This is a genomic window from Janthinobacterium fluminis (assembly GCF_028595325.1).
Classification (GTDB): domain Bacteria; phylum Pseudomonadota; class Gammaproteobacteria; order Burkholderiales; family Burkholderiaceae_D; genus Janthinobacterium; species Janthinobacterium fluminis.
The window spans coordinates 569,773-594,139 of record NZ_JAQQXR010000002.1; the positions used below are offsets into that span (position 1 = coordinate 569,773).

General features: G+C 68.5%; 18 protein-coding genes. 12 read left to right on the forward strand and 6 right to left on the reverse strand.

Annotation, left to right across the window (positions count from 1 at the left end):
• Window positions 1-93 precede the first annotated feature (93 nt).
• The 3 genes from OIK44_RS08440 to OIK44_RS08450 all read right to left on the reverse strand — a co-directional run bounded on the left by OIK44_RS08440 (window position 94) and on the right by OIK44_RS08450 (window position 5,056).
• Window positions 94-1,344, reverse strand: a complete 1,251-nt coding sequence (locus OIK44_RS08440; RefSeq protein WP_273670282.1) for a phenylacetate--CoA ligase family protein — start codon at window positions 1,342-1,344, stop codon at window positions 94-96.
• A 170-nt stretch (window positions 1,345-1,514) separates the two neighbouring features.
• Window positions 1,515-2,735: a glycosyltransferase gene (locus OIK44_RS08445; protein WP_273670283.1), complete on the reverse strand. Its 1,221-nt coding sequence runs from the start codon at window positions 2,733-2,735 to the stop codon at window positions 1,515-1,517.
• Between the two features lie 140 nt (window positions 2,736-2,875).
• A complete protein-coding gene (locus OIK44_RS08450; protein WP_273670284.1) occupies window positions 2,876-5,056 on the reverse strand; it encodes a DUF4962 domain-containing protein in 2,181 nt (726 codons plus the stop codon).
• A 471-nt stretch (window positions 5,057-5,527) separates the two neighbouring features.
• Here OIK44_RS08450 and OIK44_RS08455 point away from each other — a divergent pair, with 471 nt between their 5' ends.
• From OIK44_RS08455 to OIK44_RS08500, 10 genes are all read left to right on the forward strand, one after another.
• Entirely contained in the window at window positions 5,528-6,664 is a 1,137-nt protein-coding gene (locus OIK44_RS08455) for a glycosyltransferase (protein WP_273670285.1), read from the forward strand.
• Window positions 6,665-6,960: 296 nt separating this feature from the next.
• Window positions 6,961-8,016, forward strand: coding sequence for a glycosyltransferase (locus OIK44_RS08460; RefSeq protein WP_273670286.1), 1,056 nt, complete (start codon window positions 6,961-6,963; stop codon window positions 8,014-8,016).
• On the forward strand, window positions 8,013-9,986 hold the full coding sequence (locus tag OIK44_RS08465) for a heparinase II/III family protein (RefSeq protein ID WP_273670287.1): 1,974 nt from the start codon (window positions 8,013-8,015) through the stop codon (window positions 9,984-9,986). Before OIK44_RS08460 ends, OIK44_RS08465 begins: the two co-directional genes overlap by 4 nt.
• A 25-nt stretch (window positions 9,987-10,011) precedes the next feature.
• The gene (wecB, locus tag OIK44_RS08470; RefSeq protein ID WP_273670288.1) at window positions 10,012-11,121 is read left to right on the forward strand and encodes a non-hydrolyzing UDP-N-acetylglucosamine 2-epimerase; all 1,110 of its coding nucleotides are present in this window, start codon (window positions 10,012-10,014) and stop codon (window positions 11,119-11,121) included.
• Window positions 11,118-11,855 carry a WecB/TagA/CpsF family glycosyltransferase gene (locus OIK44_RS08475; RefSeq protein ID WP_273670289.1) on the forward strand — a complete coding sequence of 246 codons (738 nt, stop codon included), beginning with the start codon at window positions 11,118-11,120 and terminating at the stop codon, window positions 11,853-11,855. The genes wecB and OIK44_RS08475 overlap by 4 nt, the downstream gene beginning before the upstream one ends.
• Before the next feature lie 44 nt (window positions 11,856-11,899).
• On the forward strand, window positions 11,900-13,180 hold the full coding sequence (locus tag OIK44_RS08480) for a nucleotide sugar dehydrogenase (RefSeq protein WP_273670290.1): 1,281 nt from the start codon (window positions 11,900-11,902) through the stop codon (window positions 13,178-13,180).
• A gap of 73 nt (window positions 13,181-13,253) precedes the next feature.
• Entirely contained in the window at window positions 13,254-14,252 is a 999-nt protein-coding gene (galE, locus tag OIK44_RS08485) for a UDP-glucose 4-epimerase GalE (RefSeq protein ID WP_273670291.1), read from the forward strand.
• Between the two features lie 18 nt (window positions 14,253-14,270).
• Complete coding sequence (locus tag OIK44_RS08490; RefSeq protein ID WP_273670292.1) at window positions 14,271-15,422, forward strand: nucleotidyltransferase family protein; 1,152 nt, start codon at window positions 14,271-14,273, stop codon at window positions 15,420-15,422.
• A gap of 1 nt (window position 15,423) precedes the next feature.
• Window positions 15,424-16,842, forward strand: a complete 1,419-nt coding sequence (locus OIK44_RS08495) for a mannose-1-phosphate guanylyltransferase/mannose-6-phosphate isomerase (protein ID WP_273670293.1) — start codon at window positions 15,424-15,426, stop codon at window positions 16,840-16,842.
• 131 nt (window positions 16,843-16,973) lie between these two features.
• Window positions 16,974-17,972 carry a TIGR03790 family protein gene (locus OIK44_RS08500; RefSeq protein ID WP_273670294.1) on the forward strand — a complete coding sequence of 333 codons (999 nt, stop codon included), beginning with the start codon at window positions 16,974-16,976 and terminating at the stop codon, window positions 17,970-17,972.
• On the opposite strand, the gene OIK44_RS08505 is transcribed toward OIK44_RS08500, so the two are convergent.
• A complete protein-coding gene (locus OIK44_RS08505; RefSeq protein ID WP_273670295.1) occupies window positions 17,935-18,723 on the reverse strand; it encodes a PEP-CTERM sorting domain-containing protein in 789 nt (262 codons plus the stop codon). The two genes, OIK44_RS08500 and OIK44_RS08505, sit on opposite strands and share 38 nt — an antisense overlap.
• A gap of 512 nt (window positions 18,724-19,235) precedes the next feature.
• On the opposite strand from OIK44_RS08505, the gene OIK44_RS08510 reads away from it, so the two are divergent.
• Window positions 19,236-19,640, forward strand: a complete 405-nt coding sequence (locus OIK44_RS08510; RefSeq protein WP_273670296.1) for a hypothetical protein — start codon at window positions 19,236-19,238, stop codon at window positions 19,638-19,640.
• An 85-nt stretch (window positions 19,641-19,725) separates the two neighbouring features.
• Here the strand turns inward: OIK44_RS08510 and OIK44_RS08515 are convergent, their stop codons facing one another.
• Window positions 19,726-22,866, reverse strand: a complete 3,141-nt coding sequence (locus OIK44_RS08515; protein ID WP_273670297.1) for a S8 family serine peptidase — start codon at window positions 22,864-22,866, stop codon at window positions 19,726-19,728.
• 26 nt (window positions 22,867-22,892) lie between these two features.
• Window positions 22,893-23,621, reverse strand: a complete 729-nt coding sequence (locus tag OIK44_RS08520) for an NF038120 family PEP-CTERM protein (RefSeq protein ID WP_273670298.1) — start codon at window positions 23,619-23,621, stop codon at window positions 22,893-22,895.
• Between the two features lie 296 nt (window positions 23,622-23,917).
• Here OIK44_RS08520 and gspG point away from each other — a divergent pair, with 296 nt between their 5' ends.
• A complete protein-coding gene (gspG, locus tag OIK44_RS08525) occupies window positions 23,918-24,361 on the forward strand; it encodes a type II secretion system major pseudopilin GspG (protein ID WP_273670299.1) in 444 nt (147 codons plus the stop codon).
• The last annotated feature ends 6 nt before the right edge of the window (window positions 24,362-24,367 follow it).

Sequence of the window (24,367 nt, forward strand, 5' to 3'; positions counted from 1 at the left end):
CTGGGCTGACATGGCCGATGGCGCGCGCCGCCAGTTTGCGCCGGCGGCGCGCCCGCTGCGATACTTTCCGCACGCGGGCGCGGGGCGCCGCCGCTAGCGCGCCTGCGGCTCTTCCACAACGGAAAGAAATTCAAATTTGCCGTTCGGGCCGCGCGGGATGGCGCCGACCACTTCGACCTCGACCTCGACGTCGGGCACCCGGTACAGCAGATTGGCGACCAACTGCGCGGCCACGTCCGGCGACAGCGTCGTCATCGGCACCACGCGCAACAGGAAGCGGGCATTGCCGCGGTAAATGATCTGCCCTTCGAGCACCTGGGCGGCGTCCTTGAACACATGGCCCAGCGGGCCCACCTGGCGGCCGTCCGGCAGCACGATGACGCGTTCGTTGCGGCCGTGCACAGATTCGATGACGGGGAAGACGCGGCCGCAGGCGCAGCCCTGGGCGGCCAGGGTGACGCGGTCGCCCGTGCGGTAGCGCTGCAAGATGGTGGCGCGGTTGTTCAGGCTGGTGCCGACCAGCTCGATCTGGCCTTCCGTGTCGAGCAATTCGACGTCGCTGTAGTCGGTCAGCAGGTGGTAGTTGCCCTGTTCGCAGGTGCCGATGGCGACGACGCGCTCGGCCTGGCCGTACCAGTCGAAGGTGGCCACGCCGAAGGTGGCGTCGACGCAGGCGCGCACCTCCGGCAGCAGGGTTTCGGAGGAGGTCATGATGCCGCGCAGCGCCGTGCCCTGGTAGCGCCGGCCGTTCGCCTTGAGCCAGTTGGCCAGCGTCGCGATCGACGAGGGATAGGCGTGGATGACCGTGGGGTTGAAGCGTTCGAGGGCCTCGATGTAGGCGCCGACGGTCTGGGCCGACAGGTGGTAGGAGGACATCAGCAGCATGTTGCCGACCCAGTCGCGGCACCAGTAGCGGCCGTCGCGCGGCGCGGCGGCGCAGGCCATGTCGCCGCGCAGCGAGGCGCGGCGCTCGCCGTGGCGGTAGCCGATCCAGCGCAACTGGCGGTAGACGAAGGCTTCCTCGCGCAGCACGCAGGCGAGATCCTGGATCACCGTCAGCGGCTGGCCGGTGCTGCCGCTGGTCTTGATGGTGCCGCGTATCAGGCTGCCGAGGCGGCGCGGGCGCAGGAATTGCGCCGGACGGGTCTTCAAGTCGATCTTGCTGATCAGGCCGGCGGTGTCGCTGATACGCCGCGGCGCCGCGCCGTGCCCGGCCGGCGCCAGGCCGAGGCTGCGCCGGCGTTGTGCGATGTAGCTTGCCAGCGCCTCGGGCGAGCGTTCATTGCGCGCCAGGCGCGGATAGAGGCAATATCTGGCCCAGAAGCCGCGAACCAGTTCGCGCAATAGGGAGCGTAGGGAAAATCGGAGCGAATAGATCCACATACATAATACCAAGTCGTAGCATAGCGCCGCGCGGCGGCGGGGCTGGTTAAGAGGGGGAGGTGCCGGCTTTGCGGCGGAGCGTGCTATTAAAAAAACATTGCGTCATGATAACATTAATGGGGCCGGCCCGTTCATGCGGGCGGCGCGGCGATCAGGCGGTAGCGCGCCGCCACCTGCTGCGCCAGCACGCGGTAGCTGCGGGCCGCCTCGATGTAGGCCGGGCCGGCGGCGGCGCGGCGGCGCGCGGCGTCCGGGTCGGCCAGGATGGCCAGCAAGTGCTGGGCCAGCTGGTCCGGCGTGCTGCCGGCCAGCCAGCCGGCCTGGCTCTCGGTGAGCACGGTGACCTGGTCCGGAATGTCGTTGCCGACCGCCGGCATGGCCAGCGCCAGGTATTCCAGCAGCTTGGTGGGCGAGCTGACGTCGTAGAGCGCGCCGCGGGGCACGTAGGAGACGGCCGCGTCGGCGCCCGCCAGCAGGGCCCAGGCTTCGGCCGACGGCAGCCAGCCGGTGACGCGCACCGCCTCGCTCAGGCCGGCCGCGGCGACATAGGCGAGCAGATTGGTGACGTCCTGCGGCGTGCTGGAGGCGCCGATCAGCAGCAGGCGCGCGTCCGGCACGCTGCGGCGGACGATGGCCAGGGCGTCGACGACGCGTTCCAGTTGGCGCGCCTGGTCCAGGGTGCCGAGGTAGGCCAGCAGCGGCACCGTTTCCCAGCCGGCCGGGCGGGTCGGGGTCACCGTCCGGTTGGCCAGCAACTCCATGTCGACGCCCATCGGCACGGCCGTCATGCGGGCGGCGGCGATGCCGCGCGCGCGCATGTGCTCCAGCATCGCCTCGCTCTGGACGAAGACGTGCTGGGCGCGCGGCAGGACGATGCGGTAGAGGATGGCCTGCTCGACGAGGCCCTTGAGCAAGACCAGGCGGTCGCGCCAGCGCGGCTGCCTGGCCAGCGTCTGGCGCGACCTTTCGATGCGTCCTTCGCTCATCAGATAGGACACCCAGTAGCAAAAAGGGATGCCCTTGGCGCGGGCGATCAGCAGCGCCAGCAGGCCGGTCGGCACCATGTCGCGCACCTGGATCACGTCGCAGCGGGACTTGCGCGCGCCCAGCAGGGCGGCCGTGGCGGCGCCGATAAAGCTCAGTTCGCGCAGCCAGCGGTTCTGGAAGTAGCGGCCGCGGCGCAGCGACACGAAGCCCGGCTGTTCCAGCGCCTGGGCGCTGGCCATGCCGACCAGGTCGCACTGCACGGCGTGGCGCGGCAGGTATTTTCCAAAAAGAACCGCCACGTCGGCGCGGAAGGTCGGCACCGGTTCCGGGACCAGTTGCAATATGTTCAGGGAGTCGGGTGGCATCAAGGGTAGGCAGTGGATGGGAGGAGCACGGGCCGCGGGCGGCGCGAAAAAGTGGTCACTATACCATCGTCGCGCGCCGCGCCGCGTCCGTTTGGGCTGCGGCGTGCCATGCCCCTGCCGGGCATGGCACGCCGTTGCGGCTACTTCTGCGCCACCACGGTCGTCAGCGCGCTCGGCAGCGTCAGTTCGCGCGTGCCGATCTTCAGCGAGCGGGCGCCGCTGGGCAGCGTCGTCAAGGTCGTGACGGGGCGCTTGCAGCCGACGTCGAGCACGACCAGGAATTCCGCCTTGTAGTTGGCGACGGCCTTGACGAAGGCGCCATGGGCCTCGAAGGTGCCGGCCTTGGGCGGCGGCGCCGGGCGCGTGGTGTAGGGCGCGGCGCTGTCGTTGATCAGCGACTTGATGCACAGCGAGCGGTCGACGTTGGTGATCTGCAGCACGCCGTCCGCGCCGAGGTTGATCGGCGCGGCCGCGTGCAGGTTCCACTCGTATTTGCGGGCCAGCGGCGAATCGAGCCGGTCGAGCACGACGACGACATCCTGGTCGCGCAAATACCAGACCTTGCGGATCGCCGACTTCATCGCCACGACGGTGTCGCTGTTGTAGGCCGGCGTCGCGTCGCCCTCGGCGAAATCGAGGGTGGGGGTGGTCGAGAAGGCCGTGATCTTGCCGTTGCGGCCCAGGTTCTTCACGCCCTCCGTGCCGATCTGGCCGATGCCGCCGTCGAAGGTGATGGCGTTGTGCGCCTTCGTCGTGCGATACCAGTCGACCGCCAGCGGCGAGTAGAAGTAGTCCGAATAGCCGGCCTCGGTCAGCAGGCGGCGCCCGCCGCTGTCGATGACCAGGCCGTTCTGGTCGGCGTGGCTGTGGTTATACGAACCGTAGGGGCTCGATTTGAAGAACACCGAGGTGCGCTTGGGCGTCGTCATGCTGCTGTGCATGGCCACCCAGCCTATGCTCGGGTACAGCGCGGCGTCCGGCGGCGCCACCGGCGTGATGGTGGAGGAGGGCAGGGGGTAGGGCGCTTGCACCAGGCTCAGCGCGTCCTCGGCGCCGGCCAGGTTCTGGTAGTACCAGGCGGCGTTGGCCGACTTGACGCGCCCGGCGAAGGCTTTCGGGTAAATCACCATCGGCTTGATCTCGTGCTCGTCGCCGAACACGTGGCCGGCCGCGCCCGGCGGTTCGAAGTGCATGAAGAATTGCATGAAGCCGACCGACCAGGGCTTGTCGAACAGGCTCACGCCCGTGGCCTGGCCCAGCGGCTGCCACACTTGCAGGGCGGCGTCGCAGGTGTATTCGGCGTAGGCGGTGCCGTTGGCGAAGCCGCCTTCCGGGCCGCTCCAGGCAAACACGGCATTGAGGTAGGCGCGGTAGGAGAAATCGAACCAGTTGTTGGCCTCGGGAATGTCACCGAGCGACAGCGTGGCGATCAGCGCCAGGAAGCCCAGGGTGTTGCCGCCGTGCGAGTCGAACGGCGTCTGGTCGAGCCGGCCGTTGTCGCGCGACAGGTCGGCGTAGAAGGCGCCCGCCCGCACATTGACGTTGGACAGCCAGCGGGCCTTGCGTTCCGCGCCCAAGTTGGTCGTCAGGAAGTCGACGGCCTTGATCATCGACAGCGCGATCTTGCGCGTGAGCTGGTCCTGGTTCACATACGAGGTGGGGCCGGCGACGGGGTCCAGCCCGGCCAGCTGGTCGCCGCGCCACAGCGCCTCGTTCAGGTAGCGGGTGTTGCCGGTCAAATAGTACAGCAGCGAGGCCGATTCGAGCTGGCGGCTGAAAAAGTCGATCTTGCGGTTCAGGTCGCCCTGCTGGTCGGACTTGGCCGCCGTCAGCGTCGTGCTGGCGTAGGCCAGCGGCCACATGGTGTCGGCGATGGTCGCCGTCGTCAGCATCCGCGTCTCGACCTGGTTGGTCAGCGTCGTCAGGGCGGCGCTGCGCGCGGTCAGCATGGCGCTCGGCCACAGGTCCTTGCGCGTCACCGAGGGCGGCAACTGGCGCGGCCGCGCCTTCAGCAGGGCGGCCGCGCGGATGGTGGGCGACTCGGGCACCTCGAACACCTTCGAGGTGGCGTTGATGACGAAGGTGCGCGGGGTCGACCATTCGACGACGGTGGACGGCCGCACGCGCCAGCTGTAGGTGCCGGCCGGCAGCGCCTTGCTCGGTAGCAAAAAGCCGCGCGTGCTGGTGTAGGTGGCGACGACGACGCCGCCGGAACTGAGTTCCACCGTATACGAGGGGGGCAGCGTGCGGTGCCGGGCCCAGGCGAACGATGGCGGGTTTTGCGGCTGCACCTGGAGGAAATCGGGCGTCGGCTTGATCACGGCTGGATCCGTTGAAAACGCCCAGTCCGCGTGGCTGGGCGCGGAGGCCGCGGCCAACAACAAGGCGATTGCGCCCGCCATTTTATTCTTGCTGTAAATCATCTTACACCTCCGAGAATGGATCGAAACACCAGGCAGCAGGCAGTCGGCCTTATTGAATATGCGAGAAATGGTGGTGCCGGTCAGGCTGGCTTGGCAGCGCGGGAAAGCAACCGCCCGGATGGGGTGTCCGGGACGGCGCGCACGGTGCTGGCGCGGGCCGCCGTTGCCGGATCAGGAACGGTATCTCAACTATACTACTAGCCTAGAGCAAAGGAAATTGTTAAAGAGCAATCCCCAAGTAAATTTCATTGCCTTGCAACAGCAAGCCGGCCGCGCACCGCAGGCCGGCGCGCGGCCCCCGCGAGCGGCGCGGATAAATTATAATATCTGCAATTTCTTTCTTCCATTCATTTTCCACTCGGACGTGTCATGCGAATTCTCCGTTTCATGGGTTACCCTATCAATAATTGCAGTACGCTGGAACGCATGGTGCTGGCGCAGGCCAGCGAACTGGCGCGCCGCGGCCACCATGTCGAAATCGCCTTCGACGGCGTGGTCCGCGCCGAGGCCGAGCGCGAGGCGCGCGCCTTCGCGCCCGACGTGCCCCTGCATGTCGACCTGCCGCCGCTGAGCGGCATCACGCGCCCGCTGCAATTGCTGCGCTATGTGCGCGCGGCGCGGCGCCTGATCGTCGACGGCAAGTTCGACATCGTCCACCTGTATTTCAACCCCAACGCGCGCTGGCTGAACCAGCTGGCGCGCTGGCTGCCGCAGGTGCGCTTCGTGCGCACCATCGGCACCACGCCGCTGATCCGCGGCGCGGCGCCGGCTGTTGTCGGTTTGAAACGCCTGCGCATGGTAGCCGATCTGGCGCATATGGGGCGCGTCATTTGCGTCGGCCAGCATATCGCCGACATGCTGGCCGGTTATGGCGTGCCGGCCCCGCGCCTGGCCGTGGTGCCGAACGCCACCGACACGGAGCGTTTCCGGCGGCGCGCGCCGCACCAGGCCGGCGCGCGTCTGCGCCTGGGCTTCGTCGGCCGCCTGGCGCCGGAAAAAAACATCGAGCTGCTCATCGACGGCGTTGGTCTGCTGGTGCGCGAGCACGGCCTGCGCGACGTCCACCTGACCCTGGTCGGCGACGGCGTGCTGCGCGCGCCTTTGCAGGCGCGCGTGGCGCAGCAGGGGCTGGCCGAGCACGTCAGCTTCGCCGGCCAGGTCAGCGACATTCCGGCCCTGATGGAGCGCGAGTTCGACCTGTACGTGCAGGCTTCGCACAATGAGGGTTGCCCGGCCGCCGTCATCGAGGCCATGGCCTGCGAAGTGCCGGTGGTGCTGTCGGACATAGACGGCCACCGCCAGGTGGCGCAGCCGGAGCGGCACGCGCTGTATTTCGCCGCCGGCGACGCCGCCGACTTCGCCCGCAGCATCGTCGCCGCGCGCGCCGACTACGCCGGCGTGCGCGAGCGGGCCGGCCGCGCCCGCAGCCACATCGTCGCCGGTTACAGCGTGCCGGCGTGGATAGACAGGGAATTGCAGGTCTACCAGCAATTGATGGCGGCCTAGTCCGCAGGCCGCGCACGCTTGGCGGCCCGGATTTCCCGCCGATATTGTATTATGTACATGTAATCGCGTTTGCGCGGGGCCGACGGCCTGCCGCCGGCGCGAGCGCTCCCCCTTTTTTTTCCTGCCCCGTCCGTTTTCCCCCGTGGCGCGCCGTCCGCGCCGGCGGGGCTGCGGGCGGCCATGCCGGCGCGGGGGGCATGAGGGGCAGGCGCGGCAATGGTGCCGCGGCGCCCGGCGCAAGACGATTCAGTGATTGGTGAGGTGTGGTGGTGAAGGTGGATATGTTGAAGGTGTTGATGATCGGCACTGCCTACGAGGGCAGGGGCGGGGTCGCAGCCGTGATCGAGGGCTTGCGCCAGGCGGGATTTTTCGAGCGCCACCAAGTGTATTTCGTCGCCACGCACGCGGACAGCACGCGCTGGACCAAGTTGCGCATGATGCTGGCCGCCGTCTGGCGGGTCTTGTATATCTGCCTGCGCCACCGCCCCGGCATCGTCCATGTCCACACGTCCTCGCGCGCCAGCTTCGCGCGCAAATCGCTGCTCCTGGCGATCGCCCGGGCCTGCGGCCGCAAGACGGTGCTGCACCTGCACGGCGGCGGCTTCCGCGAGTACGCGCAAATCGAATCGGGGCCGCTGCTGCGCTGGTGGATACGCCGCACCCTGAGCCGCAGCTCGGCCGTGGTCACGCTGTCGGACAGCTGGAGCGGCTTCGTGCGCGAGTACGCGCCGCAGGCGCGCACCTGGGTGGTGTCCAACTCGGTCCCGGTGCCGCCCGTCGGCGCCGCCGCCGCCGAGGCGCCGGCGCGTCTGCTCTTCCTCGGCCGGGCCGAGCGGGACAAGGGCGTCTTCGACTTGCTGGAGGCAATGGCCGTGCTGGTGCCGGAGTTCCCTGCGCTGCAACTGGCGCTGGGCGGCGACGGCGACCTGGCGGCCGTCGAGCGCAGCGCCGCGCGCCTGCAGATCGGCGGCCATGTGTCGCTGCTGGGTTGGGTCGGCCCCGAGCAGCGCGACGCCGAGCTGGCGCGCGCGACCGTGTTCGTGCTGCCGTCTTACCACGAGGGCTTGCCGATGGCGATGCTGGAAGCCATGGCCGCCGGCAAGGCCGTCGTCGTCACGCCCGTCGGCGCCATTCCCGAGGCCGTGAGCGCGGGCGAGAACGGCTTGCTGGTGCAACCCGGCGACGTCGCCGCGCTGGCCGGCGCGCTGCGCGCGCTGCTGGCCGACGCCGCGCTGCGGGCGCGGCTGGGGCACGCCGCCCGCGCCACCGTGCTGGCGCGCTACAGCACCGAGGCGGCGCTGGCGCGGCTGGCCGCGCTATACCGCGAACTCGGTCTGCGGGAGGGCGCATGAGCGGCCGCGCCGGACGCCTGACCTGGTTGCTCAACCGGCTGCGCTGCATGTCGGCCGCCGAAGTCGTTTACCGCCTGCGGCAGGCGGCGCTGAACGCCGCCGAGGGCCGCGGCTGGCTGGGCTGGACCGCGCCGGGCGCGGCTGGCCCGGCGCCGTCCCTGGCCGGAGCCGGCGCGCCGTCCCTGACCGAGGCCGAGGCGGCCGCCTGCGTCGCCGACGCCGCGGCCATCCGCGCCGGCCGCGTGACGCTGTTCGCCGAGCGCGCCTTCGAGGTCGGCGCCGAACCGCAGTGGAACCGCGACCCGCTCAGCGGCATCCTCGGCCCGGCCGGCTTTTCCGGCGCCATCGCCATCACCGACCGCCAGCTGGTCGGCGACATCAAGCATGTGTGGGAGTTGAACCGCCACCTGCACCTGGTGCGCCTGGCGCAAGCCCATTGCATCGAGGCCGGCGCCGGCCACGACCAGGCCCTGGCGGCGCAGTTGCGCGGCTGGCTGGAGCAGTGCCCGCCGCTGCGCGGGCCGAACTGGACCAGTTCGCTGGAAATCGGCATACGCCTGATTAACTGGAGCCTGATCTGGCAACTGATGGGAGGCGAGGCCAGCCCGATGTTCGCCGGGGCGGCCGGGCAGCGCCTGCGCGCCGACTGGCTCGCCAGCATCTACGCCCACTGCCTGTACCTGCAGCGCCACCTGTCGCGCCACTCGTCGGCGAACAACCATTTGCTCGGCGAACTGGCCGGCCTGTACGTGGGCGCCTGCGCCTGGCCGTGCTGGCCGCAGTCGGCGCGCTGGCGCGCCGCCGCCAAGGGCGAGCTGGAGCAGCAGGCCATCGCCCAGTATTCCGGCGACGGCGTCAACCGCGAGCAGGCGTTTTCCTACCACGTCTTCAGCGCCGAATTCCTCGTCGTCGCCGGCCTGTACGGCCAGGCGTGCGGCGACCCGCTGTCGGCGCCGTACTGGCAGTCGCTGCGGCGCAGCCTGCACTTCCTCGCCGCCGTGCGCGACGTCGGCGGCCACGTGCCGATGGTCGGCGACGCCGACGACGGCATGGTGTTCCGCCTCGAACCTGGCGCCGGCGGCGCCCGCGCCGAGCTGCTGCTGGCCTTGGGCGCGGCGCTGGCCGGCGGCGCCGCCGCCTGCCTGAGCGCGCGCTGGCTGCTGGCGGCGCTGCCGGGGCCGCTGCCGGCCGCCTTCGCGCCCGCCGCGGGCGCGCCCGGCGACTGGAATTTCGCCGAAGGCGGTTATCTGCTGTTCGGCAGCCGCTTCGGCGAAGCGGGCGAGATCAAGGGCATGTTCGACTGCGGCCCGCTCGGTTATCTGGGCATCGCCGCCCACGGCCACGCCGACGCGCTGGCGCTGACGCTGTCAGTCTGCGGCGAGGAATGCCTGGTCGATCCCGGCACCTATTCGTACTGGCAAGACCAGCAATGGCGCGACTACTTCCGCGGCACCTCGGCCCATAACACCGTGCGCGTCGACGGCCAGGATCAGTCCGTCAGCGGCGGCCGTTTCATGTGGTTGCGCAAGGCGGCCGTGACGCTGGAGCGCATGCCGGCGTCGGCCCAGTCCTTCGATTGCCGCGCCTCCCACGACGGTTATCTGCGCCTGGCCGACCCGCTGCGCCACAGCCGCAGCGTGCGCTTCGAGGCGGACGGCGCCAAGCTGCATGTCAGCGACTGTTTCGCCGCCGCCGGCGGGCACAGCATCGAGCAGTTCTGGCACCTGGCGCCGGGGCTCGACGTGCGGGTCGACGGTTTGACGGCGACGGTGCGGGGGCGGGCTTTCCAGATGCGCGTCGAGTTCGCCGGCGCGGGTCTCGACCTGGCGCTGCTGCGCGGCGTCGAGGCGCCGCCGCTGGGCTGGTTTTCCCGCAGTTACGAAGCGAAGGAAGCCTCGCCCGTGCTGCGCGTGAGCACGCAACAATGCGGGGTGCCGGTCGAGGCACGGTTTACAATTGATGTTTTTTAATACTTTTATTTATTGAGGTCTGGCTATGCCGATTCTTTACCTGGTGGCGGGTGCGCGTCCCAATTTCATGAAAATTGCACCGATCGTGCGCGCTCTGCAAGGGCATGCCACGCTGACATTCAAGATCATCCACACGGGCCAGCACTACGACCGCGACATGAACGAGGTGTTTTTCGAGGAACTGGGCATCCCCCAGCCCGACCTGTTCATGGCCGCCGGCGGCGGCAGCCACGCGCAGCAGACCGGCAAGGTCATGCTGGCCTTCGAGGAGTTGTGCGTGGCGCAGCGTCCGGACGCCGTGCTCGTCGTCGGCGACGTCAATTCGACGCTGGCTTGCTCGATCGTCGCCAAGAAGCTCAACATTCCCGTCGCCCACGTCGAGGCCGGTTTGCGCAGCGGCGACATGAGCATGCCGGAGGAAATCAACCGCCTCGTCACCGACAGCATCAGCGACTGGTTCTTCGTCACCGAGCCGAGCGCCGTCAGCCACCTGCAGCGTGAAGGCAAGGACGAGGCGGCGATCCACTATGTCGGCCACGTAATGGTCGACAATGTGCTGTTCCAGGCCGACAAGCTGGGCAGCGCCGACACCAGCGCCTACGACTGCAGCGCCTTCAAGGCCGCCCACGCGGGGCCGGGACAGCGCTACGGCGTCATCACGCTGCACCGCCCCAGCAACGTCGACAGCGCCGAGGCGCTGGCCGGCCTGGCCGGCGCGCTGCGCGAGATCGCCGCCGAGCTGCCGCTGATCTTCCCCGTGCACCCGCGCACCCGCGGCAACCTGGAGAAGTTCGGCATCGACCTGGGACCGAACATCACGCTGGCCGGGCCGCAAACCTATATGGCCTTCCTCAATCTGTGGAAGGACGCGGCCGTTGTGCTCACCGACAGCGGCGGCTTGCAGGAGGAAACGACGGCGCTGGGCGTGCCCTGCGTGACGCTGCGCGAGAACACCGAGCGGCCGGTGACGGTCGACGAGGGCAGCAATGTGCTGGCCGGCACCGATCCGGCGCGCATCGTCGCCGAGACGCGCAAGATCCTGCGCGGCGAGGGCAAGCAGGGCCGCCGCCCCCACCTGTGGGACGGCAGGGCGGCCGAGCGCATCGTCGCGGTGCTGGCGGCGGCGCTGGCATGAGCGGCCGCATCACGATGATGGGTTGCCAGATAGATAACCTGTCGATGGAAGAAACCTTGCAGCGCGTCGAGGGCTTCATCCAGTCCGGCCTGCCGCACCAGCACGTCGTCGTCAACGTCGACAAGCTCGTCAAGGCCGAGCGCGACCCGGAGCTGCGCCGCATCATCAACGAGTGCGCCCTCATCAACGTCGACGGCATGCCCGTCGTGTGGGCCTCGCGCCTGCTGGGCAAGGGCCTCAAGGAGCGCGTCGCCGGCGTCGACCTGTTCGAGGCGCTGATGGGCCGCGCCGCGCAAAAGGGCTGGCGCGTGTATCTGCTGGGCGCGCGCGAGGAAGTCGTCGGCGCCGTCAAGCAGACCTACGAGGTGAAGTACCCGGGCCTGACGGTGGCCGGCTACCGCAACGGCTACTGGAAGCCGGAGGAGGAGGCCGGCGTCGTCGCCGACATCGCGGCGGCCCGCGCCGACCTGCTGTTCGTGGCCATCAGCTCGCCGAAGAAGGAGCACTTCCTCGGCCAGTACCAGGCGCAGATGAAAGTGCCTTTCGCGATGGGCGTGGGCGGCACCTTCGACGTCGCCGTCGGCCGCGTCAAGCGCGCCCCGCTGTGGATGCAGCGCTCCGGCCTGGAATGGTTCTACCGTTTCCTGCAAGAGCCGCGGCGCATGTTCCGCCGCTATTTTATTGAGGACATGGCCTTTATCCGGCTGTTCCTGAAAGAGGCAATCCGCCGCTGATGCGGTTTTTGAGCGGTTTTTGACATTGATTTGAAAGTTAATATATGAATACTATTGCCGTTATTGGCCTCGGTTATGTAGGCCTCCCCCTGGTGGTCGAATTCGGCAAGCACACGCGCGCCATCGGCTTCGACATCGCCCAGTCCAAGGTCGACAGCTGCCTGCGCGGCGTCGACCCGTCGCGCGAATTGAGCGACGCGCAGATGGCCGCCGCCGTGCACGCGGAATACACGGCCGATCCGGCCATGCTGGCCGAGGCCGACATCATCATCATCGCCGTGCCGACCCCCGTCGACCAGGCCCACAGCCCGGACTTCGCGCCGCTGATCGGCGCCAGCAACAGCGTCGGCCAGCACATGAAGCGCGGCGCCATCGTCGTCTACGAGTCGACCGTCTACCCGGGCGCCACCGAAGAGGTGTGCATTCCGGTGCTGGAGCGCGCTTCGGGCATGAAGTGGAAGGATGGCTTCTTCGTCGGCTACTCGCCCGAGCGCATCAACCCGGGCGACCGCCAGCACATGCTGACCAACATCGTCAAGGTGGTGTCGGGCGACACGCCGCAGACCCTCGACCAGGTGGCGCGGCTGTACGAGATGATCGTCGAGCCGGGCGTGCACCGCTGCTCCAGCATCAAGGCGGCGGAAGCGTGCAAGGTCATCGAAAACACCCAGCGCGACTTGAACATCGCCCTGATGAACGAGCTGGCCATCATTTTCGACAAGCTCGGCATCGACACCTCGGAAGTGCTGCGCGCCGCCGGCACCAAGTGGAACTTCCTCAAGTTCAGCCCCGGCCTCGTCGGCGGCCACTGCATCGGCGTCGACCCCTACTACCTGACGCACAAGGCCGAGATGCTGGGCTACCACCCGCAGGTGATCCTGGCCGGGCGCCGCATCAACGACGGCATGGGCAAGTACATCGCCGAGCAGACCATCAAGAACATGATCGCCGCCGGCAGTTACATCAAGGGTTCGCGCGTCAACGTGCTGGGCCTGACCTTCAAGGAAAACTGCGCCGATTTGCGCAACTCCAAGGTCGGCGACGTCATCAACGAACTCAAGACCTATGGCGTGGAAGTCTTCGTCCACGACCCTTACGCCGACGCCGAGGAGGCGATGCATGAATACGGCGTGCGCCTGTTCTCCTGGGACGAGCTGCCGCGGGCCGACGCCATCGTCGCCGCCGTGTCGCACCAGCAACTGCTCGACCTGCCCGTCGAGGACTTCCAGCAAAAGCTCGTCAAGGGCGGTTGCTTCATCGACGTCAAGGCCAGTTTCGACGCCGCCGCGCTGGCCGCGGCCGGCATCGGCGTCTGGCGCCTGTAAGCGCGAAGGGGCCGCCGGCGCGGCCCCTTCGCTCCATGTGCGCGGTTTGCGCAGCGATTTTTGAGGAAACGCAATGAAAATATTAGTCACGGGCGGCCTGGGGTATATCGGCTCGCACACCTGCGTCGAACTGCTGGCGGCCGGCCATGAGGTGGTGGCGCTGGACAATCTGAGCAACGCCAAGGCTTCGGTGCACGCGCGCATCGCCGGCATCGCCGGCAAGGCGCTGCAGTTCGCCGAGCTGGACGTGCGCGACCGCGCCGGCCTGCAAGCCCTGTTCGGCGCCCACCGCTTCGACGCGGTGATCCACTTCGCCGGCCTGAAGGCGGTCGGCGAATCGGTCGAGCAGCCGTTCAAATATTACGACAACAATGTCTGCGGCAGCCTGGCGCTGTTCGAGACGATGGCCGCGGCCGGCGTCAAGACGCTGGTGTTCAGCTCCTCGGCGACGGTGTACGGCGACCCGGCCAGCACCCCCATCCTCGAGCATTTCCCGCTGTCGGCCACCAACCCCTACGGCCGCAGCAAGCTGATGATAGAGGAAGTGCTGCGCGACGTCGCCAAGGCCGACCCCAGCTGGCGCATCGCGCTGCTGCGCTACTTCAACCCGGTGGGCGCCCACGAGAGCGGCTTGATCGGCGAGCAGCCGAACGGCATCCCGAACAATCTGCTGCCCTATGTGGCCCAGGTGGCCGAGGGCCTGCGGCCCTTCCTGTCCGTCTATGGCGGCGACTACCCGACCGCCGACGGCACCGGCGTGCGCGACTACATCCATGTCGTCGACCTTGCGCTGGGTCATGTCAAGACCCTGGATAAACTGGCCTCGGCCACTGGCGTCTACACGTACAATCTGGGTACGGGGCGCGGCAATAGCGTGCTGGAAATGGTGCGCGCCTTCGAGGCGGCCAGCGGCCGTCCGGTGCCTTACCGCATCGTCGCGCGCCGCCCCGGCGACATCGCCGCCTGCTACGCCGACCCCGGCCTGGCCGAGCGCGAGCTGGGCTGGAAGGCTGAACGCAACATCGAGCAAATGTGCACCGATTCCTGGCGCTGGCAAACGGCGCAAAAATAGCAAGGAAGGGTTGGGAACATGAAAGCAATGATTTTGGCGGCCGGCAAGGGCACCCGCGTGCGGCCCCTCACCTATGACTTGCCCAAGCCGATGATCCCCATCCTCGGCAAGCCCGTGATGGCGTATCTGGTGGAACACCTGGCCAAGTACGGCATCACGGAAATCATGGTCAATGTCAGTTATCTGCATGAAAAGATCGAGGAATACTTCGGCGAGGGCCACCAGTACGGCGTGCAGATCGGTTATTCCTTCGAGGGTTATACCAACGACCTCGGCGAGGTCGTGCCCGAGCCGCTGGGCTCGGCCGGTGGCATGAAGAAGATCCAGGACTTCGGCGGCTTCTTCGACGACACGACGATCGTGCTGTGCGGCGACGCGCTGATCGACCTGGACATCAAGTCGGCCCTGTTCGAGCACCGCCGCAAGGGCGCGCTGGCCTCCGTCATCACCCGCGAGGTGCCGTGGGACAAGGTGCCGAACTACGGCGTCGTCGTCGCCGACCCGGACGGGCGCATCCGCGCCTTCCAGGAAAAGCCCGCCGTGGGGGAGGCCCTGTCGAACTTCGCCAGCACCGGCATCTATATCTTCGAGCCGGAAGTCATCGAGCTGATCCCGGCCGACCGGCCCTTCGACATCGGCGCCGAGCTGTTCCCGCTGCTGGCCGAGAAGGGCTTGCCCTTCTATGCGCAGACGCGGCGCTTCAACTGGATCGACATCGGCAGCGTCAAGGATTACTGGGAAGTGCTGCAGAGCGTGCTGATGGGCGAAGTGGCGAATATGGACGTGCCCGGCATCCAGGTCGACGAGGGCCTGTGGGTGGGCTTGAACACCAGCATAGACTGGGCCGACGGCACGCGCATCGAGGGGCCAGTCTACATCGGCTCCGGCACCCAGGTCGAGGCGGGCGCGACCATCATCGGGCCGACCTGGATAGGCCACGGCAGCCACATCTGCGCCGGCGCCGAGGTCGTGCGCAGCGTGCTGTTCGAGTACACGCGCGTGCTGCCCGGCGTCACGCTGGAGGAAATGATCGTCTTCAAGGATTACAGCGTCGACCGGGCCGGCGAGATGAAGCACGTGTCCGAATGCGTGCCCGACTCCTGGGCCAACGCGCGCGACCGCCGCCGCAGCAGCCGCAACGGCGACGCCGAACGGGCCGCCGGCCAGTAAGATGTCCATCTACCCGGTCATCCTGTCCGGGGGGGCCGGCAGCCGCCTGTGGCCGCTGTCGCGGGCCTTGTTGCCGAAACAATTGCTGGCGCTGGTGACGGAGCGCACCATGTTGCAGGAAACCCTGCTGCGCCTGCGCGGGCTGGCCGGCGCGATGGCGCCGCTGGTGGTGTGCGGCAACGAGCACCGCTTCCTCGTCGCCGAGCAGTTGCGCGAGATCGGCGTCGCCCCGCTGGCCATCCTGCTGGAGCCGGCCGGGCGCAACACGGCGCCGGCGGCGGCCGCCGCCGCCCACTACCTGGCGGCGCTGGACCCGGAGGCGCTGATGCTGGTCTTGCCGGCCGACCATGCAATCAGCGACGTCGCCGCCTTCCACCAGGCGATCGCCGCCGCCGCCGCGCCGGCCGGCGCCGGCGCGCTGCTGACCTTCGGCGTCGTGCCGACCAGCGCGGAGACGGGCTACGGCTATATCCGCGGCGGCGCGGCGCTGGAAGACGGCGGCCCCTGCCGCCGGGTCGCCCGCTTCGTCGAAAAGCCGGACCGGGCGACGGCCCAGGGCTTCCTCGACGCCGGCGACTATTTCTGGAACAGCGGCATGTTCCTGTTCCGCGCCAGCCGCTATCTCAGCGAACTTGAACGTTACCAGCCGGCCATCGTCGCCGCCTGCGCGGCGGCCGTGCGCGGCGGCTGCCGCGACCTGGACTTCTGCCGCCTGGAGGAGGCCGCCTTCGCCGCCAGCCCGGCCGATTCCATCGACTACGCGCTGATGGAGCGCACGGCGGCGGCGGCCGTGCTGCCGGCCGCCATGGGCTGGAGCGACGTCGGCTCCTGGTCGGCGCTGTGGGAGGTGCAGGGCGGCGACGCCGACGGCAACGTCGCGCGCGGCGACGTCTACCTGGACGGCGTCGCCGATTCGCTGGTGCGGGCCGACAGCCGCCTGGTCGCCGTCATCGGCGTGCGCGACCTGGTCGTCGTCGAAACCCCGGACGCCGTGCTGGTGGTGCACAAGGACCAGGTGCAGCGCGTCAAGCAGGTGGTCGAGCACCTGCAGGCGCGCCAGCGCAGCGAGTATCTGCAGCACAGGAAGGTTTACCGGCCCTGGGGCCATTACGAGGGCATCGACGCCGGCGAGCGTTTCCAGGTCAAACGCATCACCGTCAATCCGGGCGGCCAGTTGTCGCTGCAGATGCACCACCACCGCGCCGAGCACTGGGTGGTCGTGCGCGGCACGGCGCGGGTGCGCTGCGGCGACAGCGTCCGGCTGCTGACGGAGAATGAATCGACGTATATTCCGATCGGCATGCAGCACCGCCTGGAAAACCCCGGCAAGGTGGCGCTGCACATCATCGAGGTGCAGTCGGGCAGTTACCTGGGCGAGGACGATATCGTGCGTTTCGAGGACTTGTACCACCGCGGCTGAGGCGGCGGCGTTTTCCTGTACGGCCGCGGCAAGCGGCTATAATTCGACACGCGTGCGCGCGCCATCGCGCCGGCGCGTCCCATTTCCAGTATCCAGACCCACAGGCACACTTGCGTACACTCTTGTTTCTCATGGCGGCACTGGCTGCCGCAGGCGCCGCGGCGCAGGTTCAGACGGGCGCCGCCGGCGCCGGGCTGCAAGCTGCCCAGCTGGCCGTGATCATCAACGACAATGAACCGAACAGCGTGGAAATCGGCGAGTACTACCGCCAGGCGCGCGATATCCCGGCGAAAAACGTCGTGCACGTGCGCATACCGAACCGGCCGCGCAAGCTCGACCTGATACAGTTCGAGAAGCTCAAGGAGCAGATCGAGTCCCAGCTGGGGCCGGAGATCCAGGCCGTGGTGATGGTGTGGACGGCGCCGTATGCGGTGGGCTGCAATTCGATCACGTCCGCCTTCACGCTCGGCTACGACGCCGAGCAATGCCAGAAACCCTGCGGTCCGGGCAAGCCCAGCGCCTACTACAACGCCCGCTCGTCGCGCCCGCTGAGCGATTTCGGCATGCGCCTGTCGATGTTGCTGCCGATTGATACGGTGGCGCAGGCGAAGGCGCTGATCGGCCGCGGCACGGCCAGCGGCTTTCGCATGCCGACGGCCAGCGCGTATTACCTGAACACCAGCGAGCCGGCGCGCAACAGCCGCGCGCAATTTTTCCCCCACGCCGGCACGGTGCCGCAGCGCAAGCTGACGATCAAGAACATCAAGGCCGACTACATCGAAGGGGAGCGCGACATCATGGTCTACCAGACCGGCATGGCGCGCGTGGACAAGCTCGACACCTTGAACTTCCTGCCCGGCGCGCTGGCCGACCACCTGACCTCGGTCGGCGGCGACTTGCATGCGGAGGCGCAGATGAGCAGCCTGCGCTGGCTGGAGGCGGGGGCGACGGCCAGTTACGGGACGGTGACGGAGCCGTGCAATTATTGGCAGAAATTCCCGAACCCGTCGGTGCTGCTGCAGCACTATCTGTCCGGCGCCACGGCCATCGAAGCCTACTGGCGCAGCGTCGCCTGGCCGGCCCAGGGCGTGTTCATCGGCGAGCCGCTGGCCGCCCCTTACCGTCGCTGACGCGGCGGCGCGCCGCCGTGGCGCGGCGCCTGAGGGCTAGCGCGCCCAGCGCCAGCATCCCCGCCAGCAGCATCGCGTAGCTGGACGGCTCCGGCACGGGCGTCATCGCGGCCGGCCCGCCCGCCGGGTTGTCCAGGGCGGCCGGATTGGCGCCGGCGCTGCGGTACAGCGGCGGCATGGCGCGGCGGCCGGCGGCGATGTCGTCCCAGTCGCGCAGCCGGCGCGCAGCCGACACGTCCGGGACCGTCCTGCCGGCGCTGCCGAACAGCGCCGTGCGCAGCGCCTGCCCGTCGTCGTCCATATTGGTGTAGAAGCGGCGCTTTCCCAAGGCCAGGGCCTCTTCCTCTTTTCCTTGCTCGTCCAGCGCCGCCTGGTCCAGGGCCAGCAGCTCGTCTATCTGTTTCAGCAGCTTGGCGACGTCGGTGCCGTCGACGATGAACTCGTCGACCTCGATGTCGGCGTCGACCAGACGGCAGGGGCCGCGCACGCCGTCGATGTCGGCGCTGTCGTCCTCGCCCAGCACGGCTTGCACATGCCTGGCCGCGGCGCTCGGCGGCCCCAGCTGCGTTGCGCCGCCGTCGGCGTCCGTCGCGGGCTGTAGCGTTTGCGCGCAAGTCTTCTTTTGCCCGGCTTGCGCCGCCGCGTCTGGCTGCGGATGCAGGCCGTTGCCGGCGGCCGGGGCGGCAACGGCGCCGCCGCCGAGCAGCAGCAATGCCGCCGCCATTGTGGTCGAGCCCAAGCTGAATCGCATAGTCGTTTTCATGATGACCGATCTGAATGGTGGCTGCCCGCCGCTATCGATCCCCGCGCATCCTGCGTCGCCGATGCAATGGTATGTATCGTTTAGCGGTATTTTAATTCTATGGCAATTTTCTATGATTGCTTGCTACTTTTTTGCCGCGCCGTTGCGTTTTTGCAAGGACGCCGCGGTGCGGTCCACCGCGAGTCGGTGGGCGATTGCATAAATATAATTATTGTTTCCAATTTGGAACTTCATTAATTGAAATGTAGCACATTGCCGCGCCGTTTGCAGTGCGGTTTGGTTTTTTTTGCACCGTGGTGTTGCGCCAGATAATCAAATTGTCATCAAGTCATCATTCGTTCATGCCCATGCGTAAATCGCAATGATTTATCAACTTGCCCGGGCTTGCTGCCGGCGCCATGGCGCCTGCGCGGCCTGAGTCCGGCGCGCCGCTTGACGGCGCCGGGCCGGCGCGTGATGATGCAGGCATCGTCTTTTCGCAGCCGCGCTGCCGTCATGCCATGCGCCACCTTTCCCTCTTGCTCCTGTTTGCCTGCGGCGCGTGCGGCGCGGCGGCGCCGGCGCCGCCGGCCGCCGACGCGCTGACGCTGGCGCGGATCCGCGCCGCCATCGGCGCGGCGTCCTGCGACGCCGACGCGCAGTGCCGCACGCTGGCGCTGGGGGCGAAATCCTGCGGTGGCCCCGAGTTCTATCTGGCCTGGTCCGGCGACGCCGCGCTGGAGCGCGAGTTGCGCCGGCTGGCCGCCACTTACCGGGGCCAGCGTGAAGCCCTCAACGCGGCCGACGACACGGTCGCCGATTGCCGCTTCGTCAGCGACCCCGGCGCCGTCTGCCGCCCCGGCCCGGCCGGCGCCAGTTGCGTCCTGCGGCCGGCCGCCGGGCCGGCCGCAGGCGCGCCCGACTGAAGGTGCTTGCCGCATAAAAAAAGGCTGCGCGCCCGGAGACGCACAGCCTTCGCGGCGGCCGCCGGAGCGGCCCGCTTCGTCTGCCTTAGCGGCCGTTGTCGGCCTTGATGGCGCGTTCCACGGTGTTCGCCAGCGGCACCGGATCGTCCGTTTCCACCGACAGGGCCGTCGTCGTACCCAGCATGCCGCCCTGGTCGAACAATTGCACGCCGCCCAGGTAGCGCTTGCCGGCCGTCAGGCCGGACCAGCCCACCAGTACGCTCGATGTGCTCGTCGAATATACTTTCGGCGGCAGCGTCACCTTCACATTGCCGCCGCTGTCGCCCTTGACCGCGACGGCCGAGGACAGCTGGAAGTCGGTCGAGACGCCGTTCGCGCTGGCATAGCCGATCACGCACACCTTGTAGTTGCCGGCCGCCGGCGCGCTCAGCGTGACGGCTTCGTTGCTGCCGTCGTGCATGCTGGTGCCGACGACGGCGCCGGCGCCGTTCAGAACGAGCAGGTCGAGGTCGTGGCCGGTGCCTCCCTCCGTGTCGCGGTCGAAGGTTTCCACGCGCGCCACCATGGCGTTGGCGGGAATGGCCAGCGCGGCCACGCGCACACCGCCGGCGCCGGCCTTGCACGCCGCCGTCGCCAGTTCCAGCGAGCCGACGCTGCCGGCCGGCGCCTGCGCCACGTTGAGCGCGACACGCTCCACTTCCTTCAGGCCGGCGCTGGCCGCGCTCATCTTGCCGGTGAAGCCGGTGGTCACCGTCATCAGGCGCGCGCCGCTGGCCGCCTCGGCCCGCAGCAGGGCCGGCGCGATGATGCTCAGGCCGGAGCGCAGCGTGACGGGGCTGCGCACGCTGTGCACGCCGTCGCTCCACACCAGCGCGCCGTATTGCCACACGTTGCTGGCGGCCGTGGTGCGGGTCGCGGTGACGGTGAAGGACTTGCTTTCGCCAGGCTGCAGCGTCAGGCTGGACGGCGTCACTTGCAGCGTGTAGCCGCTGATCGAGGCCGCGGCCTGGTAGGTGGCGGCGCTGGCGCCGACATTGGTGACGGTGCGCGTCAGCGTTTGCGTGCCGAACACATTGCTGACCGTGATGGACGGCAGGTTCAGATTGTAGGGCGCCACCGCGCCGTTCGCGCATTCGCCCTTGATGCCCATGCCGCACAGGTATTTGCGGTAGTCGGCCTCGCGCAGGTCGTAGACGAGGCCGGGGTCGCTGGCGCGGTTCGGCATCACGTGGCCGGCGCCCTGGCCGAACGGCAGCACGCCGCGCAGATCGCCGGCCTGGGCGTCGGCCAGCGTGTTTGCGCCGCTGGTCATCAGCGCCGACTTGATGGCGGCCGGCGACCAGTCCGGATGCTGCTGGCGCAGCAGGGCGGCGATGCCGGCCACGTGCGGGCTGGCCATCGACGTGCCCTGGTAGAAGCCCCAGACCGGCGCCGGCGTCAGGCTGCCGTCGCCGATGGCGTCGTGCTCGGCCTGGTTCAGGGCCGGCGTGAGGCCGGCCAGGATGGCGACGCCGGGGGCGCTGACGTCCGGCTTCAGGGTGTTCGCGTCGTAGCGGTTCGGCCCGCGCGAGGAGAAGTCGGCGACGATGGGCGCCGGCCCCGGCCCCTTGCCGGGGAACAGCCGCGTCATCGTCGCCGTCGCGTCCGGCTTGAGCGCGTAGGCGCGTATCAGCGCGCCGTCGGCGGCGCTGACGTGCACCGTCGGCACCACGTGCGGGTCGACGACCAGGCCGGCGCCGTTATCGACGAGCACCATGCCGGCGCCGCCCGCTTCCTGCACGGCCAGGCTCTTGTCGGTGCGCCCGTTGGTGCCGCGCGTGCAGGTGACGATCTTGCCGGCCACCTTGGCCGGGTCGAGCACGGCCACCTTGCCGTTGCCGGCGGCGCTGTAGCACAGCGCCAGCTTGGTGGCGTCGGCGCCGGGCAGGCCGGCGTCCTCGGCGCGTATCAGCGCCGTGCTGGGCAGGGCGATGCGGTTCAGCGACGGGCCGGTGTAGCGCTGGCCGTTGGCCAGCGTCAGCGCGGCCTGGGTCTGGCGGTCGTGGCTGGAGGCCGCCACCGTCGTCAGCCAGGGGCTGACGTGGCCGACGCTGTTGGCCGGCCCGGCGTTGCCGCCGGAGACGGCGACGAAGATGCCGGCGTTGGAGGCGTGCAGGAAGGCTTGCTCGACCGGGTCGGTGACGGTGGCGCCGCCGCTGATCGAATAATTGATGACGTGTACGCCATCCTTGACGGCCGTTTCAATCGCCGCCACGTTGTCGGCGCCCCAGCAGCGGTTTTTCGCGCCGGTCGGGTCGCTGGCGTCGTTGTACGACCAGCACACCTTGTACATGGCGATGCGGGCGCGCGGCGCCATGCCGGACGCGGCGCTCATGGGCAGGTCGCCGACGACGGTTTGCACGCCGCTGTTGCCGGCGGCCGTAGTCGAGGTGTGCGTGCCGTGGCCGCCCTGGCCGTTGGCGCCGCCTATCGAGTCGCGCGGCGAGACAAACTCGGACCAGTGGGCGACGCGGGCCGTGTCGGCCAGGCGCGCCGTGTTGAAAAACTGCGCGCCGATCAGTTTGTTGTTGCAGTGCCTGGCCTCGAATCCCTCGCCGCTCTGGCAACTGCCTTTCCAGCCGTCCGGCGCGGCGTCGTAGACGAGCGTGCCGGACGGATCGAAGGTCGGCGCGCCCTGGCTGTCGACGCGGTCGGCGTAGGCCGGGTTTTCCGGCCAGACGCCGCTGTCGACGACGCCGACGATGATGTTTTCGCCGGCGCGCGACTGGCCGCCGAGTTGGCCCCACAGGCCGCCCGGCTGGTCCAGGCCGAGGAAGGCCGGCGTGTAGTTGGTTTGCAGCTGGACGGCCTCGTCGGCGACGATGCTGGCCACTTCGCTGCTGGCTTTGAGCTGGCGCACCTCGGCGTCCGTGAGCAGGGCGGCGAAGCCGTTGAGCACCACCTTGTACTGGTATTGCACGGGCGCGGCGGCGACGATGGCTTGCACGCTGGCCTGCTTGCGTTCGAGATAGTCGGCGTACAACTGCACCTCGGTGCTGGCGAGGTCGAGGCGCTGGCCGCTGGCGGGGCGGGTGCCGCTCAGGCCGGCGACGCCGCCGCTGTAGGAGGCCACCGGCTGGTCGGCCAGTTGCACGATATAGGGGCGGCGCAGCGTGTCGGCGCGGGCGGCGCCGCTCAGGCTGGCGAACAGGGCCAGGACGGCGAGGGAGACGGGGTGTAATTTCATCGTAAACATTCCTTGAAGTGGGCGGATCAGGCGCGGCGGCGGGCGTAGGCGCCGATGCCGGCCAGGCCGAGCAGCAGCAGCAGGGCGGCCGACGGTTCCGGCACCGAGGCGACGACGTTGTCGAGCGCGAACTGGCCTTCGCCGCTGTTGAAGCCGCTGCAATTGCCGCCTACGTCGCAATGGAAGGCGAAGAAGGCTACCGAGCTGAAGGCCTGGCTGGCGAACCTGGCGCTGGCGTTGAAATGCTGCAGGCTGAAGCCCTTCGCGCCGCCCGGCAGCAGGAAGTCTTCGTAGAAGGAGCCGCCGGCGGCATAGAAACCCTGCACCCGCAACAGCCCGGCCAGGTTGGGGTAGGTGGCGCCGGCGAAGGCGCCGATGAAGCTGGCGTCGAAGCCGGCCACGCGAATCTGCTGGCCGGCGCCGCCCGCCAGCAGCAGCGCGCCGTCGTTGAGTCCGGCGAAATAGTTGCCGCTTGTGGCGGGCGGACAGGCCAGGTTGGCGCACAGGCCGGCGTCGTTGGCGTCGATGACCATGCCGACCAGGTCGCCCGGCGCGGCCGTGTCGGCGATCGACAGGCCGCTCAGCCGGAAGGCGCCGTGGCGGAATGTTTCATTGTGGCCCAGCACGGTGTTGGCGTGGCCCTCGAAATCGATCACCTCGGCGTGGGCGGCCGGCAGCGCGGCCGCCAGCGCGACGGCGGCGAGGCCGGCGCGCAGGCCGGCGCGGGGGGCGAAAAATGGCGTGGTGCGTTTCATGATGTCTCCCTTGGTTTATGGTTTATGCAATATATTTTGCGTTTTACCGGTTCTGGCATTGACACCCGGATAACAATCCGGGTGGAATGACTATAGCAAAACAGTTGACGCGGATGAAACAATTCCAAAATTAAATATTTTCTTGTTACTAATTAACGACAAGCAAGGTTTTCATCCGCGCGCAGCCGCGTCGTGGCGCTAAAGAAAAGGTTGTTGAAACCGTAAGCGGCGTGTTAACCTTGCAGCGCGGGCCGCTGGTGCGGGGTGTTCATGCGGTACATTGAGGAGTCGGGCGGATGCGGGTAGCACAGAAACAGCGCGGCAAGGCGCGGGGCGGCGAACATGGCTTCACCCTGCTGGAATTGCTCGTCGTCATAGTCATCATCGGCTTGCTGGCGGCCTATGTCGGTCCGAAATACTTCGCCCAGCTGGGCAAGTCGGAAGTGACCGTGGCCAAGGCGCAGATCGAGTCCTTCGAGAAGTCGCTCGACACCTACCGCCTCGACGTCGGCCGCTATCCGAACACGGACGAGGGCCTGGGCGCGCTGCTGGTGGCGCCGGCCACGGCCGGCGCCAAATGGAACGGCCCGTATCTGAAAAAAGCCGTGCCGCAAGACCCGTGGGGCCGCCCCTATCTGTACCGTTCGCCGGGCGCCAAGGCCGAGTATGAAATCGTCTCGACGGGCAAGGATGGCCAGCCGGGCGGCAGCGGCGAAAACGCCGACATCAGCTCCCAGTAAGCGGGG